This window comes from Pseudarthrobacter enclensis, from assembly GCF_001457025.1.
Lineage (GTDB): Bacteria > Actinomycetota > Actinomycetes > Actinomycetales > Micrococcaceae > Arthrobacter > Arthrobacter enclensis.
In genome coordinates this window covers 211642-225984 of record NZ_KQ758599.1, presented here as the reverse complement: position 1 = coordinate 225984, position 14343 = coordinate 211642, and the positions used below count along the sequence as shown (strand labels likewise).

Sequence of the window (14343 nt, the reverse complement as noted above, 5' to 3'; positions counted from 1 at the left end):
TTCCGGTGCCGAGGTAGGCTCCGGGGAAGCTACATCAACAGTGGGCTCCGGCACTAATTCCTTGGGCGATTCGACTTCCTCCGGGACCGCAGGTGCAGCCGTAACAGCAGGAGCAGGCGGCGGAACATCGGTAACAACAGGACCAGGTGGAGGGATTACCGGTGCGGGCGCCACGTCACTGGGCGCTGCCGGCGGCACCACCACTTCACCGATTGGCGGCACCTCCGGAACGGGAACTGGAACGACGGGATCAACCGTCGGCAAGGGCAGCTCAGGAGTGGGCTCCTCGCTCGGCGGTGCAGTAACCGCAGGGTCCGGCGACGGAGTGGCCTCATCCGCAATCGCTGGGATAACGGGGCTTAGAGACATGGAAAGGACCAAGAAAGTGGTCGCCGCACCGCCGACGAGCCACCGTGCCGTCGGCTTTCTCATCCACCCGTATGCGCGCCCCATGGCCTACTGTTCCCCCGTATGACATGTCTTAGATCGTTAGATCGCTTGGCATGGGCGTCATAGAGCGGGCACCCGAGTCAAGTCAAAGTTCACGCCCTAGCATACTCGACGATTGCATTCTTCGATCTTCAACTAATGTCCCCAAGCTGATCGCGAGTTGCACATCACAAATTCGCATTTGGTCTTTGTCCACACTCTGGATTGAATTTGTTCGTATCCGTGGTTCGCTAAGCTGAGTCCACGCCCGCCTAGATCCTGGAGTCATTTCGCATGCGAATCCCCCGACCGGACTTTCCGCTACGTCAGCCGGAGAGCCGGCCAAGATCCAAGAGCATGCAAGACCAAGGCCGTAGCACCTCGGGACGTAACTTGGCTGTTTGTGGACTGCTCGGCCTACTGTTGCTCACCGGCTGCACGCCTCCTGCACCGAGTGCGTCGCCGACGCCAACGGCAACACCAAGCCGGTCTCTTCCCCCCGCTCCTGCCGTCGCTTTCTATGAGCAACCCGGTCCGCCAGCAGGCTCCCCGCTGCAAAAGGTGGAACCGATGGATGTCCAGGTCTCAGACCAGGAAACCGGAAGCTCCCTTCCCCAGGGGATGGCGGGCATCAGCCTTGAGGCTACTGACCTCGCCGATCCGGATCTCAGCCGCGACAACACTTCAATGGTGAAGCTCCTGAGTGAAGTCGACGGCCCCGTTCTTCGATTCGGCGGCAACGCCGTGGACCGCCGGTTCTTCTGGACATCAAGCGGCGAAAAGGCCCCAAGCTCGTATAAGGGCGACAAAGCACATCCTGTTCGTGCCGTCGGACCAGACGACTTAAACCGACTGAATGGTCTCCTGCAGGCAACCGATGCCAGGGTTGCTCTGACAGTTGACTTGGGACACTATGATCCCGTACGCGCGGCTGACATGGCTAAGCATGCACAGTCAATCCTGGGGGACCGACTGCTCAGCATTACGATCGGCAACGAGCCAAACGGCTACGGAACGAACGGGCTGCGCCCGGGCGGCTACACTCCGGAAGATTACGTGAAGGAGTTGCAGGCCTACGCCGAAGAAATTCATGCTGTTGCCCCCAACGTGGCAATTGCTGGCCCCGGGGCGTACAGCCAAGCCTGGTGGGGTCCGTTTATCGAAGCGGACATACCGCAGAAAAAGATCTTCACGTTCCACAACTATCCGCTTTACAGCTGCGACGGTAAGACGGATCCCACCGCTTCCCCTACCATTGCAAATCTGATGTCTCCGCTCATGCATCAGAGGGCAGAGGATTACCAAAAGGCCGCCCTCAACGCCGCCAAGGAAGCCGGACTCGAAACATGGCTTCCCGAAACTGGCATCGCTGCCTGCCCGGGCTCCAACGAGACATCCCGCACCCACGCTTCGGCTCTCTGGACGGCGGACTACGTACTCAACGCCGCCCGGCTTGGAATCACCCGCATCGGCTTCCACAGCTCACTGCTGACCTGTATGGGGGGCCCACCCATGTCGATGCTCTGCAGCGGCGGTGCCTACTTGCAGCCCAACGGCGAGTTCAAGGCCCGCGCCAACTTCTTTGGACTGGCAATCGTCTCAGACCTTGAGGGTGGCAAGTTCGTCGACACCCAGAGTTCGGGGGGTGGCTTGGCATTCAGTTACGGACTCAAGAACAGTGATGGCAGCACCAGCTTGGTTATCGTCAACCAGAACGATCCTGCAGTTGCTGCGCAGACGGACATTAAAATCACGTTGCCGGGTCAGCCCCTGACCGGGACGATGACTCAGCTCAGCGGCCCCAGCTTCGACGCCGAAGACAAAACTGTCATTGATGGAGGAGACTCCGGTCCGGTGCCAGTATCAGAACGTCTGACCGTTCCCGGATTTCAATACGGATCCTCTGAGCAATCAATAAAGCTCACGGCAGGTACCGTTACGGTTCTGAATTTCACATACTGACTAGCCATAGTCGGCCACGCCGACATCTGGTGACCGACCACGTACCAGACAAAACTGCTCCCCGCAGGTCCAACAAAGCTCTGAGCGGACCTGCGGGGAGCAGCTTGGTTTTTGACGAATCCTTAACAGTGCATCGGCGGCGGATGGATACGGACCAGCACCGTGTCCCCTGCAACGCCGGGAAACCTAGAGCTGCTCGTTCATCGTGCACCGGTGACGCGTGGGCGCAGGTCATCCAGCTTGAACGCGATCTTGTACATCTCCTGCGACTCGTCCACCGCCACAGAACGGCCCGCACAGGAACCACTCGTCCAGGGCGTCCATGTAGATGGCCAGCGCCAGCGGTTGAGCCTTAGCGTTCCTGCGCGACCCGCGCCTCGAGAACAAAAGCTGTTTCCCCGGCCAGCACGGAAATCTCCCCGAGCACCTGCTCAAGGCCCGGTATTTCGCACAAGCCCCCGTCCGGGCCAACCAGGAGAGATTGCTGCAGCTGCAGTGCCATGGCCGCAAGCCGTTCCGCGCCCACCATCTGGCAGGAAATCTTGAGGCTGAGGACCGCGTCCATTGAAACCTCGTAGTCGGCCCCTGCCAGTCCGCGGCGCAGCTTATCGATCCTGCGGGGAAGGTGATTGAGGAAATTGCGCAGGAACAGGAACCAGCCCTCGTCGTCATCGAGTTCAAGGCGCAGGCGGGACAGGACAGCCGGGTCCACGCCCACGGGGTCTGCATTCATCGGTTCGCTCCTTCCTACGTTGATGTTGATGAACGGGCAAAAATGTTCCAAATCTGGGCTGGCAACAGGACATTTCGCAGTATTCGTCGAGTTTTCCCGCAGTATTTGCTCAATTCCAGATCAACGGAAGCTCAAGCCTTCTACGCTCATTCGTGTGCCGCCCGGCGCGATGACCGGCAGCCACCGGCTGCAACGACGATTCTGGGGATCGATCGCCATGTTCAAAACTTTCAAAAAACTCCTCTCGGCAGTGGCAGCGGCCCTGGGCCTGGCCCTCGCACTGGCGGCGGTCCAACCCGCCGCCGCTCAGGCAGCCGCGGGTCAGATTTCGCTGAGCCCCGCCACCGGTCCCGCCGGGTCCTCCATCACGGTGACGGGCAGCGGCTTCAAAGCCTCCACCACGGGAACGGTGATCATCGGATCCACCACCTTCCCGCTGAAGACCACCGCCACGGGCACGTTCAGTACCCCCGCGACCATTCCGGCGGCAGCCACTGGCAAGGTCACGGTGACAGCCAAAACCTCCTCCGTGCAGGCCTCCGCCGTCTTCACCGTGGCGGTACCCACCACGACGACGCCGGCCCCGGCGCCTACCGTCAGCACCGCTCGACTCCGGTTCGGTGCAGCCACCAACGGGGGGCCCTTGGCCAGCGCCGAACTCGACGAAGTGGCGGCCCTGGCCGGTGAAGCACCGTCCAGCGTGCTGTTCTACAAGGACTTCCTCCAGCCCGCCCCCATCACCGAGATGAACGCCGTGCGCTCCCGCGGCGCCGTACCCCTGGTGACGTGGGAACCCTGGGCCTGGGGCGGCGGCGTCAGCCAGCCCGCCTACAGCCTGGACCGGATCGCTGCCGGCGACTTTGACGCATACATCGCCCAGTGGGGACAAGCCCTGGCCGCGTGGGGCTACCCCGTGCAGCTGCGGTTCGCCCACGAAATGAACGGCGACTGGTACCCGTGGGCGGAGAGCGTCAACGGCAACCAGCCCGGCGACTACGTCCAGGCCTGGCGGCACGTCCACGACGTCGTCGAAGCCCAGGGCGCCACCAACGTGTCCTGGGTCTGGAGCCCGAACGTCCCCTACTGGGGTTCTACCGACCTTGCCGGCCTCTACCCGGGCGCCGGTTACGTGGACATCGTGGCGCTGGACGGCTACAACTGGGGCACGTCCGCCTCCTGGAGCGGCTGGGTCTCGCCGCAGGACCTCTTCGCACCGGGCATCGCCCAGCTGCGGGAACTGGCCCCGGGCACGCCCATCCTGATTGCCGAGACGGCGTCCAGCGAAGCCGGCGGCGACAAAGCTGCCTGGAACACGCAACTGATCTCCTACCTCGCCGCGCAGCCGGACGTCATGGGGTTCGTGTGGTTCCACCTTCAGAAAGAAGCCGACTGGCGGATCAACAGCAGCGCCGCTTCGGCAACCGCGTTCAAGGACGCGCTGCTCGCCCGCCGCACCTCCTGACCGGTTGCCCGGTCCCACCGCCGCCGGCCCGGCCGGTCTTCCCGGCCGGGCCGGCGGCGTGTCCATCAGGGCCTGGCTTTGCTGTTCTTGCGCAGCAGCGACAGCACGGCAACACCGATGAGCATGATGCCCAGGGCGGTGAGCAGCGACGAGCCGACGTTCAAGCCGGTGTAGGCCAGGGCGGCTGCTCCGGTGGCGGGGACTGCGGTGGTCATTCCATACATGGTTACTGAATATCCTCTGCTGTGTATTGGGCTTCCCAACGGTCGATCCGCCGCCGGGTGATCTTGGTTTTCAGGACCGCGCACCAGGAGGCAAGGAACCAGCCCGAGCGCAGCCACATGAACAGTTCCTGGGGGAAGAAGGTGGCAGCCAGCACGATGTCCTTCCAGTCCCGGTGCGGGATCCGCAGCGCACGCTTGATGTCCAGCGACACGAAGAGCACGGGCACCAGCCACCAGAAGAGGATGAACTTGAAGACGCCCAGGGCAAACGAGAGCACCATGACGGCGATCCACAGTGCCTTCAGGAAAACGCCCAGCAGCCCCATAGCCTGCTGGCCCCAGTCGCGCAGCGTCAGCCTGTTGACGCCCAGGTCCAGCAGGTCCTCCACGGTGCCCACCTGCCACTTCATCCGCTGGCCCCAGAGCGCCTTGATGGTCTTCATGGAGTCGGTGTAGGCGCGCACGTCCGGGGAGACCTGGCAGATATAGCCCAGTTCCCGGATGCGGTAAGTCAGCTCGAAGTCCTCCACCTGCGAGGTGTAGACCCAGGGGCCTTCGCGGTCAGGGCGCGCGGCGATCTCCCGCAGGACCGCGTTGTTGATGGCGCACCCGGTGCCTGCCAGGACACTGGTCTGCTTCCGGCGGAGGGCGGTGTCCGTCCAGGTGGCAAATTCAGCCTTCTGCAGCCGGCTCAGGAAGCCGGGGTCCTGCATGGTGAATTTCGACGACGACCCGCCCAGCCGTGCCGAGCGTCGCCCGGCGAACTCCCGCTCCCACGCTTCGAGGGCGTTGGGCGGCAGCACAGTGTCGGCGTCCAGGCAGACCACGACGTCGGCGTCGTACGCATACTGCGCCCAGGCCCGGTTCAGTGCCTCGGACTTGCGGTGCTCCAGCCGCGGCAGCTCCATCACGGTGACCGGGTACTTCCGGGCCTCCTCAGCCGTTCCGTCCGTGCAGCCGTTGGGCACCACCACCACGAGGTCCGCCGGGCGGGACTGGTGCATGAGTCCGTCCAGGGTGGCGCCGATGGAGCCGGCCTCGTTGTACGCGGGCACCAGGACCACTACCCGCAGCACGCCCTGCCGGGAGGTACGCGCAGGCATGGTTCCCGCAGTCAGGGTTGCGGCTGGGTAGCTGGCAGATCCAGGGCTGCCGGACGGGCCGGCGGGGTGTGGGAGCAGGGTGGACTGCATGGAGGTCTCCTCGGGTGAATGTGAGGCCCCCCATTGGGCCGCGAAGAACATTCTTCAAACGGCCCCTCAACTTTCCCCCGGGCATTCACTCAAGGCTCAGTTAAGTTTTCCTCACGTTCTTGAGCTTTCAACCAACGCCCTGACCTGCGGAAACGTTGCCTGCACCACATTCTGCGGCCAGCACCACCCGTCGACCATCCCTTCACGCGGGCACAGAAATGGCCCCGCGGTTAATCCCGCGGGGCCGATCATTTTTCTGCTGTGGGGCTCCGGTCACCGTCCGGCGAATTTGGGCTCCCGCTTCTCCTGGAACGCGCGAAAGCCCTCGGCGTAGTCGTCTGTCTTGCAGAGGCGCGCCTGCTCCTCGTTCTCTTCCTGCATGGCCTGCCACAGGCCCAGGCGCTGGTCCCGGATGTGCGCCACCAGCTCCTTGGACGCCACGAACGCTCCCGTAGCCCCGGTGGCCACGCGCCCCACGATGACCCGGGTGGACTCCAGCAGCTCATCCGCCGGTATGGCCCGGCTGAACATGCCCTGCGCCACCGCCTCGGCCCCGGAGATCAGGTCCGCCGTGTAGATCAGGTCCAGGGTCCGGTGCATGCCCAGCCGCTCCGTGAAGTACCAGTGCCCGCCCGAATCCAGCGTGGCGCCCAGCTTGGCGAACGGAGAGCCGAACTTGGCGTTCTCCGCCACGTACACCACGTCCGTGGCCAGCAGCAGCCCCAGCCCCACGCCCAGGCAGGCACCCTGCGCGGCGGCAAACGTGGGCGCCGGGAACGCGGCCATCTGCTTCAGCAGCGGCTCCACCAGCCCGCCCAGGTACGCGGCGGTGTCGTCGCTCTCAGGGGTGACCCCGGCGATGTCGCGGCCCGCGCAGAAGGCCCGGCCCTCTCCCCGCAGCAGCAGCGCCCGAACCTCACCGCGTGAGGCGGCGGCAGCAGCGTCGTCGTACGCCTGTGCCAGATCCCGCAGCGCCTGCTCGTCCAGCGAGTTCAGCTTCTGTGGCGCGTCCAGCACTACCTCGGCGATGCCGTTGCTGATGGAAAGGGAAATCATGGGACTCCTTGTTGTGGAACGGGTTAGACGTCGAAGTCGACCGTGACTTCCTTGCTGGTGGGGTGGCTCTGGCATGTCAGGACGTAGCCCTTGTCCAGCTCATCCTGCTCCAGGGCGTAGTTCTCGTCCATGGTCACGGTGCCGGACACCACCTTGGCCCGGCAGGTGCCGCACACGCCCCCGGCGCACGCGAACGGCACGTCCGGCCGGACCCGCAGCGCCGCGTTCAGGATCGACTCGCGGGCGTGGGTGGGGCTGGCGACGTCGCCCTGCAGGCCGTCCAGCTTGAACGTGATCTTGTACGTCTCCTGGCTCTCGTCCACCACCACGGGACGGCCGGCGTGGCCCTCCGGGCGGTCCGGCTTGCCGGAGGTGAACAGCTCGAACCGGACGTTCTCCGGCTTCACGCCGCGCTCGGCCAGGGTGTCCCGGCACAGCTGCACCAGCTCGAACGGCCCGCACAGGAACCATTCGTCCACATCGTCCGCGTGGATGGCGGTGCCCAGCAGCTGCTGCAGCTTCTCCGCGTCGATCCTGCCGCTCAATAGCGGCGCGATCCGCTGCTCCCGGGAGAGGACGTGGTGGATGGCCAGCCGCTGCGGGTACTTGTCCTTCAGGTCCGCCAGCTCCTCCAGGAACATCACGTCCATGGCGGCCTTGTTGGCGTAGATCAGGTCGAACCGGGTGTCCGGGTTGGCGGCCAGCAGCGTGCGGGCGATCGCGATCACCGGCGTAATGCCGGAGCCGGCCGCGATGGCCACGAAGCTCCCGGCCTCCCCCGCCAATTCTTCGGGGTGGTTCATGGAGTTCATGACGTTCTGCTCCACGGCCTGTCCGTCGCGGCCGTGCTTGGACACGAACGCGCCCATGGGGCTCATGACGTCCAGGGTGTCCCCTGCCTTCAGCTCGGCATTGGCCCAGGTGGAGAACAGACCGCCCAGGTCCTTCTTGATGGCCACCCGGATCTCGCTGGACCCGTCCTCGAAGCTGCGCGGTTCGGCGCAGATGGAGTAGCTGCGGCGGATTTCCTTCGGCTCGCCGGACTCGTCCGGCAGCGTGGTGCGCAGGGCCACGTACTGGCCGGGCAGGTAGTCGAACTGGCCGGCGAGCTCCGCGGGCACGTGGAAACTGACCTCGATGGCGTCATCGGTCAGCCGGCGCACCTCCTTGACCTCAAGGGTGTGGAAGGACGGACGACGGCGGCCGGTGGCCTGCGCCTCCTCGGCGGCGGTCTGGCGGACAACAGTCATGGCGGTTCCTTAGAGGACTTTGAAGTAGTCGAACGGTTCCTTGCAGTCCTGGCACACATACAGCGCCTTGCAGGACGTGGAACCGAAGCGGGTGAGTTCCTTGGTGTGCAGGCTGGAGCACTGCGGGCACTTCACGGCCATCTGCAGCCGGATGGGACCGGCGTGCCGGGCGGCGTCGCTCCTGCCGGTGGGCGGGGCGATCCCGTACTCCTGCAGCTTGGCCTTGCCGGCCTCCGTCATCCAGTCCGTGGTCCAGGCCGGGGCGAGGACCAGGTCCACCGTGACGTCGGCGTAGCCTTCCTTGGCAAACGCCGTCAGGACGTCGTCCCGGATGGCGTCCATGGCCGGGCAGCCCGAGTACGTGGGGGTGATGGTGACCCGCACCCTGGGCACCGTGCCCGCGGGGGCCGTGCCGCCGTCGTCGTTCTTCTCAATCTGCACGTCCCGCAGAATGCCCAGGTCCTCGATGGTGAGCACCGGGATCTCGGGATCGCACACCGTGGCCGCAATGTCCCACGCCTTTTGCCGCGGGGTCGTGGTCCGGGTTTCGAAGTCCGAAATGTACACGGCAGTCACCAGCTTGCCCCGGGATGTTCGCGGGCCAGGACCTGCATTTCCGCCAGGAGGTAGCCCAGGTGCTCGGAGTGCTTGCCCCCGCGGCCGCCGCCCGGTGCTGCCGGGACGTCCGGGACCTCCAGCTCCGCTTCGGCCAGGACTTCGCCGGTGAGCCGGTCAAAGTCCTCCTTCAGGCTGGAGGGCGCGACGGCGGCACCCGCCTGGGCGAGCCTTTCGGTCAGTTCGTCGTCGCGGAACAGTTCGGCAACGTACGGCCACATGGTGCGCAGGCCATGGATCATCCTCTTGCGGGATTCCTCGGTGCCGCCGGCGAGGCGCAGGACCCACTGTGTGCTGTGGTCCCGGTGGTAGTCCACTTCCTTCACGGCCTTGGCGGCGATGGCTGCCAGGGTGGCGTCCGTGGATTCGGTGAGGCGGCGGTAGAGCTCGTATTGGTAGTAGCTCACCACGAACTGCCGGGCGATGGTGGCCGCGAAGTCGCCGTTGGGCTGCTCGAACAGCTGGACGCTGCGGAACTCGTGTTCGCGGCGGAAGTAGGCCAGGTCATCCTCGGACTGCGGCGTGCCGTCCTCCTTGGGCATCCCGGCGCCGGCGTAGGTGAGGAAGCTGCGGGCGTGGCCCAGCTGGTCCAGGGCGATGTTGCCCAGGGCGATGTCCTCCTCCAGCTCCGGGGCGCGGGAGATCCAGTGGCCCAGGCGCTGGGCGAGAATCAGGGCGTCGTCGCCCAGGCGCAGGGCGTACTCTGCCGCGTCCGCCGAGGGCTTGGCCAGGCCGGTCCTGACTTCGAGGGCGATGTCCTCCGGTCGGAGCGCGTTGCCCGGGGTGATCCGTGTTGCGGAAGCGTTCGAGTCGCCGCCGGCCACACCGGTGGAGATGTCGCCGTGGCCCGTGGTGGGAGGGGTGCTCACAGGTGCTTCACTCCTTCGCTCTTGGTGTAGTAGGTGGCGTGCCGGTAGTCCTTGCCCTGGGGGCTTTCGAAGAAGGAGCCCTTGGAGTCGGGGTCGCTGGCGGCGATGGCCTCGGCCGGGACAACCCAGATGGAGACGCCCTCGTTGCGGCGGGTGTAGAGGTCCCGGGCGTTGCGGAGGGCCATGGCGGCGTCCGGGGCGTGCAGGGATCCGGCGTGCACGTGGCTCAGGCCGCGGCTGGACCGGACGAAGACCTCCCAGAGGCCCCAGGCACTTCTGTCATGGTGCTCCTCCGGTGCGGGGCTGACTTTCGGGGCTTCGCGGTTGATCTCGACTGCGCCGCTGGCGGGGGTTTCCGGGTTGCCGTGTGGAGCCATGGCGACCGGGGTCCCCGGCCGAGCTTGCGAGGTTGGGGTGTCGACATGGAGGCTCATGCTGCGTATTCCTTCTGCTTGTTAAGCTGCTTGGCTGCGTAGGCGGCGGCTGCCTCGCGGACCCAGGCGCCGTCGTCGTGCGCTTCCCTGCGGCGCTCAAGGCGCTGGGCGTTGCAGGGACCGCGGCCGGCCAGGACTTCCTGGAACTCGTGCCAGTCCAGCGGACCGTGCTCCCACTTCTTGGTGTCCTCGTTGTAGCGGACCTGGTCATCGGGGAGGGTGAGGCCCAGGACCTTGACCTGCTCCACCATCATGCCTACGAAGCGGCTGCGGAGCTCGTCATTGCTGAACCGCTTGATGTTCCAGGCCATGGACTGCTTGGAGTTGGGGGAATCATCATCCGGCGGGCCGAACATCATCAGGGCCGGGGCGTACCAGCGGTTCACGGCGTCCTGCGCCATCTGCTTCTGCGCCTCGGTTCCGTTGGAGAGCTCGAGGAGGATCTCGAAGCCCTGGCGCTGGTGGAAGGACTCTTCCTTGCAGATGCGGACCATGGCGCGGCCGTACGGGCCGTAGGAGGCGCGGCACAGCGGGACCTGGTTGCAGATGGCTGCGCCGTCCACCAGCCAGCCGATGGCGCCCATGTCCGCCCAGCTCAGGGCCGGGTAGTTGAAGATGCTGGAGTAGCGTGCCTTGCCGGCGATGAGGTCGTCCATCATCTTGTCCCTTGTTTGTCCAAGGGTTTCAGCGGCGGAGTAGAGGTAGAGCCCGTGGCCAGCTTCATCCTGGACCTTGGCCATGAGGATGGACTTGCGCTTCAGGCTGGGGGCGCGGGTGATCCAGTTGGCTTCGGGCTGCATGCCGATGATCTCCGAGTGTGCGTGCTGGGAGATCTGGCGCAGCAGGGTCTTGCGGTAGGCGGCCGGCATCCAGTCCTTGGGTTCGATGCGGGAGTCCTCGGCGATGACCCGGTCGAAGTGGGCCTGGCCTGCCGCATCCGCTTCTGTTGTAGCCGCACTGGCGGGGGCCTGGCCTGTTGGCTCAGCGGGCACTGACTGCAGGTTCTGCGCTGCCATGGTTGCTCCTATGCAATGACCTTCCGGGACGGCGCGGAATTATTTACCGACCGTTCGTTCAGGATATGCGGGCGCGCGGGAAATCGTCAAGCGTGCCGCCGCCTTCCGCGCGCCAATCCCGTCCTCCCCCACCCCGCGCGGCGCGCGCCCACCCGGTCAGCCCCACTCCCCCCTCCTTGCAACGCGCCCCCACCCGCATCCTCGACGCGGATACCGGATTTCGACGCGCATATTCGCTGGCGCGGCTCAGATACCCGGGGCGTCACCGAATGTGGGCGTCGGAAGTGAGGATGCGCGTCGCCGGCGCTTCTCCACATAGCCCCGCAAGCGGCTTCTCCCGGCATTACGCAGCTGGCAGCCTCGAGCCATGCCGGATTTGCCACTCCTCCTCTTGGCCCGTGACCGCGACTTCCACGGGCTGACGCCGGACGAGCTTTCCCGCCGGGTCCGGTCGGGCATGCTAGCCCGCATCCGGCAGGGCGTGTACACGGACGGGCAGGCGTGGCGGAACTTGAAAGCGTGGGAGCAGTACCGTCTCCGCGTCCAAGCGGCGGCGGAAACGTTCCAGAAGCCCACCGTGTTCTGCCGCCACTCCTCGGCCAGCGTTTGGGGCATCCCGTCGATCGGCGCCAGCCATCCGGTCCAGGCCCTGACGTTCAAGAACGACGGCGGGAGGTCCCGCGCCGGCGTCAGCCGTCACTTCGCGGCGCTGGCAGGCCTGAACATCGTCAGCCGCGAGGGGCTCCTCGTCACGGACCGCATCCGCACGGTGTTGGACCTGGCGGCGTCCATTCCCTTCACGGACGCCGTGGCACCAATGGACCATGTGCTTCGGCCGGACCGGTCGCACCACCTTCCGGCCCTGACCACGGCGGAACTGGAAGCCGGGATCGGATCGAACTACTCGGCTGCGGCTGGCAGGAGGATTCAGGCAGTGATCGGCTTCGCTGATCCCGCATCCGGTTCAGCGGGGGAATCGCTGAGCCGGGCGCTGATCCACGTGGCTGGCTTCGAGGCGCCAGTCCTTCAACAGCCGGTCCATGACGCGGCCGGCAACCTGATTGGCTACGCGGACTTCTACTGGAAAGACGCCAAGGTGGTGGGAGAGTTCGACGGCGAGGAGAAGTACGTCAAACCCGAGTACCTCAAGGGCCGGAGCGCCTCACAGGCCGTAGTACTCGAGAAGAACCGCGAGAACCGGATCCGTGCCACCGGGCTGAACGTGGTGCGCTGGGACTGGGCCGACCTCATGGCGCCGGGCACGCTGGAAGGCAAGCTGGCGGCGGCTGGCGTGCGCCGCCGTCGTACGCGTTCCGGAGCCCTGGAACAGATGGTGCGGCCATGACCCGCAACCCTGTTTTCGACGCACCCCTGCAAAATCGACGCGCATCCTCGAAGGCGAACGCCATATGGCCGGTGCGGCAACGAAACTGCGCGTCGAAAACGAAGCTGCGCGGCGGGGGGTGGGCTATTTAGCTGGCGGGGTCGTACATGAACTCGCGCAGCTCCTGGGGGCACCGGCAGGCAGCGGCGATCTTCCGGGCCCACTCCTCGGCTTCAGCCCGGGTGGGCACCTCCAGCACGGTGAAGCCGCCGGTTATGTCCACGCCCGGATAGGTGTCCGTGCCCACCGCGCCGTCGGCCTGCACCAGCACGGGATCCACGTCCTCGGCAATCCCCCCGCCGAACACGTAGACGCCGGCAGCCTTGGCTTCCTCAATGACGGCGTGGGACTCCTCGACGACGACGGGGAACTCCTCGTCAGTGAGGTTCATGGCCTGGCCCCGGCCGGGGAAGGAAATCAGGTATTTGGTCATGCGGTTGATAGTGCCACGACGGGTCCAACCATGGGAGGGCTTGGGTGAAACTTCCCTCAGCAGCCATGGGCCGTGCGTTCCAGCCCACTTGCCGACAGGCGCTCGCCAGGTGGGCGCCGCCAGCACGGCCGTGTGCATGCTCCGGGAACTCCTCGCACGGAAGTAACCGGGCGGGAATGTACCATTGGGCCGCGCGGGGCCCGGCAAGCTTTCAGCCTTTCTCCGCACTGGCCGGCCGGACCCCCAGGAGGTAGTTGAGCCCCCACCCCAGGACAGTGGTGAGGATGATGGCGGCAGCCATCGCCAGGAGCGCCGTTGGCTCATGCAGGATGCCCAGGCTGACGATCAGCGTGGTGGCCCCGGCCGGAGGGTGCGGCATCTGCAGCCACGTGAGCACCAGCGTGGTCAGCGCCACGGACAGTGCACCCGCCACCAGATGTCCCGGGGTCAGGCCGCCGGCCGCCGCCGACGGCATGGACTGCAGCCCGAAGGCATACAGCAGCGCAGCTCCAGCCACGAGTCCCACGCCGTGCCCCACGAGCGCGTTCGCTGGCCGGGAGGCTGGCTGCTCCGGGGATTCGAAGAACAGCATCACGGTGGGGCCGAGGCTGGGGAAGAGCCACGGCTGGTGCAGCATCAGCCCCAGGGCGCCGCAGGCCGCGAGAACCACCAGCGACAGGACCCCGGCATACACGCCGGAACCCCACCGTCCACTGCGCAGATCAGCAATGCCAGGCATGGAGCACCACCCCAGGCCTAAGCGCCGCGGCCTAGGGTAACCAGCAGCTCGTTGCAGGCAGCCTCGCAGCGGCGGCACGCCTCGGCGCACACCCGGCAATGCTCGTGCATCCCGGCATGCTGCCCGCACTCATCGGCGCATGCCTTGCAGGCAGCGGCACATGCCTCGAGGATGGCCCTGGTGATGGTGGCGTCGTAGCCGGTGTGCCGGGAGATGACCTTCCCGGCAGCGGAGCAGATGTCCGCGCAGTCCAGGTTGGTGCGGATGCATTTGGTCAGCTCCGGCACCATGTCCTCGCTGAGGCACGCATCAGCGCAGGCGGTGCAGGTCTGGGCGCACTCAAAGCAGGCGGCAATGCATTCGGCCAGCTTCCCGCGGTCAACACCGCCCAAGTCTTTGGGGTAGGTGTCCAGCATCGAGGTTATATGGCTCATTGGTGTCTCTCCTGTCCATCCGTCGGCTGCGGGAGTCTGGTTCCGACCCCAAATAAACAGTAGCCTTACTATTTCGGGTGGACCACCCTTCTCAGCCCAAAACCGTGGCC

General features: G+C 65.8%; 15 protein-coding genes. 3 read left to right on the top strand and 12 right to left on the bottom strand.

Annotated features, from left to right (window positions below):
* Nucleotides 1-999: 999 nt before the first annotated feature.
* Nucleotides 1000-2391: a hypothetical protein gene (locus AS031_RS01045; protein ID WP_141688721.1), complete on the top strand. Its 1392-nt coding sequence runs from the start codon at nt 1000-1002 to the stop codon at nt 2389-2391.
* Nucleotides 2392-2743: 352 nt separating this feature from the next.
* On the opposite strand, the gene AS031_RS01040 is transcribed toward AS031_RS01045, so the two are convergent.
* On the bottom strand, nt 2744-3124 hold the full coding sequence (locus AS031_RS01040) for an Hpt domain-containing protein (RefSeq protein WP_058266297.1): 381 nt from the start codon (nt 3122-3124) through the stop codon (nt 2744-2746).
* Nucleotides 3125-3341: 217 nt separating this feature from the next.
* Between AS031_RS01040 and AS031_RS01035 the strand changes: the two genes are divergently transcribed.
* A complete protein-coding gene (locus AS031_RS01035) occupies nt 3342-4586 on the top strand; it encodes a glycosyl hydrolase (protein ID WP_058266296.1) in 1245 nt (414 codons plus the stop codon).
* Between the two features lie 65 nt (nt 4587-4651).
* Here the strand turns inward: AS031_RS01035 and AS031_RS19710 are convergent, their stop codons facing one another.
* The 8 genes from AS031_RS19710 to paaA all read right to left on the bottom strand — a co-directional run bounded on the left by AS031_RS19710 (nt 4652) and on the right by paaA (nt 11243).
* Nucleotides 4652-4801, bottom strand: coding sequence for an LPXTG cell wall anchor domain-containing protein (locus AS031_RS19710; protein ID WP_141688720.1), 150 nt, complete (start codon nt 4799-4801; stop codon nt 4652-4654).
* Nucleotides 4802-4812: 11 nt separating this feature from the next.
* Nucleotides 4813-6003, bottom strand: a complete 1191-nt coding sequence (locus tag AS031_RS01030) for a glycosyltransferase family 2 protein (protein ID WP_058266295.1) — start codon at nt 6001-6003, stop codon at nt 4813-4815.
* A 273-nt stretch (nt 6004-6276) separates the two neighbouring features.
* A complete protein-coding gene (locus AS031_RS01025; RefSeq protein WP_058266294.1) occupies nt 6277-7059 on the bottom strand; it encodes an enoyl-CoA hydratase/isomerase family protein in 783 nt (260 codons plus the stop codon).
* Between the two features lie 23 nt (nt 7060-7082).
* Nucleotides 7083-8309, bottom strand: coding sequence for a 1,2-phenylacetyl-CoA epoxidase subunit PaaE (paaE, locus tag AS031_RS01020; protein WP_058266293.1), 1227 nt, complete (start codon nt 8307-8309; stop codon nt 7083-7085).
* A 9-nt stretch (nt 8310-8318) separates the two neighbouring features.
* The gene (paaD, locus tag AS031_RS01015; protein WP_169793861.1) at nt 8319-8876 is read right to left on the bottom strand and encodes a 1,2-phenylacetyl-CoA epoxidase subunit PaaD; all 558 of its coding nucleotides are present in this window, start codon (nt 8874-8876) and stop codon (nt 8319-8321) included.
* Between the two features lie 5 nt (nt 8877-8881).
* Nucleotides 8882-9793 (bottom strand): 1,2-phenylacetyl-CoA epoxidase subunit PaaC, encoded by a 912-nt coding sequence (paaC, locus tag AS031_RS01010; protein ID WP_058266291.1) that lies wholly within the window; start codon nt 9791-9793, stop codon nt 8882-8884.
* Nucleotides 9790-10170: a 1,2-phenylacetyl-CoA epoxidase subunit PaaB gene (gene paaB, locus AS031_RS01005; RefSeq protein ID WP_058266930.1), complete on the bottom strand. Its 381-nt coding sequence runs from the start codon at nt 10168-10170 to the stop codon at nt 9790-9792. The genes paaC and paaB overlap by 4 nt, the downstream gene beginning before the upstream one ends.
* 53 nt (nt 10171-10223) lie before the next feature.
* The gene (gene paaA, locus AS031_RS01000; RefSeq protein ID WP_058266290.1) at nt 10224-11243 is read right to left on the bottom strand and encodes a 1,2-phenylacetyl-CoA epoxidase subunit PaaA; all 1020 of its coding nucleotides are present in this window, start codon (nt 11241-11243) and stop codon (nt 10224-10226) included.
* A 367-nt stretch (nt 11244-11610) separates the two neighbouring features.
* Here paaA and AS031_RS00995 point away from each other — a divergent pair, with 367 nt between their 5' ends.
* Nucleotides 11611-12588, top strand: a complete 978-nt coding sequence (locus AS031_RS00995) for a hypothetical protein (RefSeq protein ID WP_058266289.1) — start codon at nt 11611-11613, stop codon at nt 12586-12588.
* Nucleotides 12589-12715: 127 nt separating this feature from the next.
* On the opposite strand, the gene AS031_RS00990 is transcribed toward AS031_RS00995, so the two are convergent.
* The 3 genes from AS031_RS00990 to AS031_RS00980 all read right to left on the bottom strand — a co-directional run bounded on the left by AS031_RS00990 (nt 12716) and on the right by AS031_RS00980 (nt 14233).
* Complete coding sequence (locus tag AS031_RS00990) at nt 12716-13060, bottom strand: YciI family protein (RefSeq protein WP_058266288.1); 345 nt, start codon at nt 13058-13060, stop codon at nt 12716-12718.
* Between the two features lie 211 nt (nt 13061-13271).
* Nucleotides 13272-13799, bottom strand: coding sequence for an HPP family protein (locus tag AS031_RS00985; protein WP_058266287.1), 528 nt, complete (start codon nt 13797-13799; stop codon nt 13272-13274).
* Nucleotides 13800-13816: 17 nt separating this feature from the next.
* Nucleotides 13817-14233 (bottom strand): four-helix bundle copper-binding protein, encoded by a 417-nt coding sequence (locus AS031_RS00980; RefSeq protein WP_058266286.1) that lies wholly within the window; start codon nt 14231-14233, stop codon nt 13817-13819.
* Nucleotides 14234-14343 lie beyond the last annotated feature (110 nt).

Coding starts and splice junctions, on each gene's coding strand:
- AS031_RS01045 (WP_141688721.1), top strand. CDS start 1,000: ATGGATGTCCAGGTCTCAGACCAGGAAACCGGAAGCTCCCTTCCCCAG.
- AS031_RS01040 (WP_058266297.1), bottom strand. CDS start 3,124: ATGAATGCAGACCCCGTGGGCGTGGACCCGGCTGTCCTGTCCCGCCTG.
- AS031_RS01035 (WP_058266296.1), top strand. CDS start 3,342: ATGTTCAAAACTTTCAAAAAACTCCTCTCGGCAGTGGCAGCGGCCCTG.
- AS031_RS19710 (WP_141688720.1), bottom strand. CDS start 4,801: ATGACCACCGCAGTCCCCGCCACCGGAGCAGCCGCCCTGGCCTACACC.
- AS031_RS01030 (WP_058266295.1), bottom strand. CDS start 6,003: ATGCAGTCCACCCTGCTCCCACACCCCGCCGGCCCGTCCGGCAGCCCT.
- AS031_RS01025 (WP_058266294.1), bottom strand. CDS start 7,059: ATGATTTCCCTTTCCATCAGCAACGGCATCGCCGAGGTAGTGCTGGAC.
- paaE (WP_058266293.1), bottom strand. CDS start 8,309: ATGACTGTTGTCCGCCAGACCGCCGCCGAGGAGGCGCAGGCCACCGGC.
- paaB (WP_058266930.1), bottom strand. CDS start 10,170: ATGGCTCCACACGGCAACCCGGAAACCCCCGCCAGCGGCGCAGTCGAG.
- paaA (WP_058266290.1), bottom strand. CDS start 11,243: ATGGCAGCGCAGAACCTGCAGTCAGTGCCCGCTGAGCCAACAGGCCAG.
- AS031_RS00995 (WP_058266289.1), top strand. CDS start 11,611: ATGCCGGATTTGCCACTCCTCCTCTTGGCCCGTGACCGCGACTTCCAC.
- AS031_RS00990 (WP_058266288.1), bottom strand. CDS start 13,060: ATGACCAAATACCTGATTTCCTTCCCCGGCCGGGGCCAGGCCATGAAC.
- AS031_RS00985 (WP_058266287.1), bottom strand. CDS start 13,799: ATGCCTGGCATTGCTGATCTGCGCAGTGGACGGTGGGGTTCCGGCGTG.
- AS031_RS00980 (WP_058266286.1), bottom strand. CDS start 14,233: ATGAGCCATATAACCTCGATGCTGGACACCTACCCCAAAGACTTGGGC.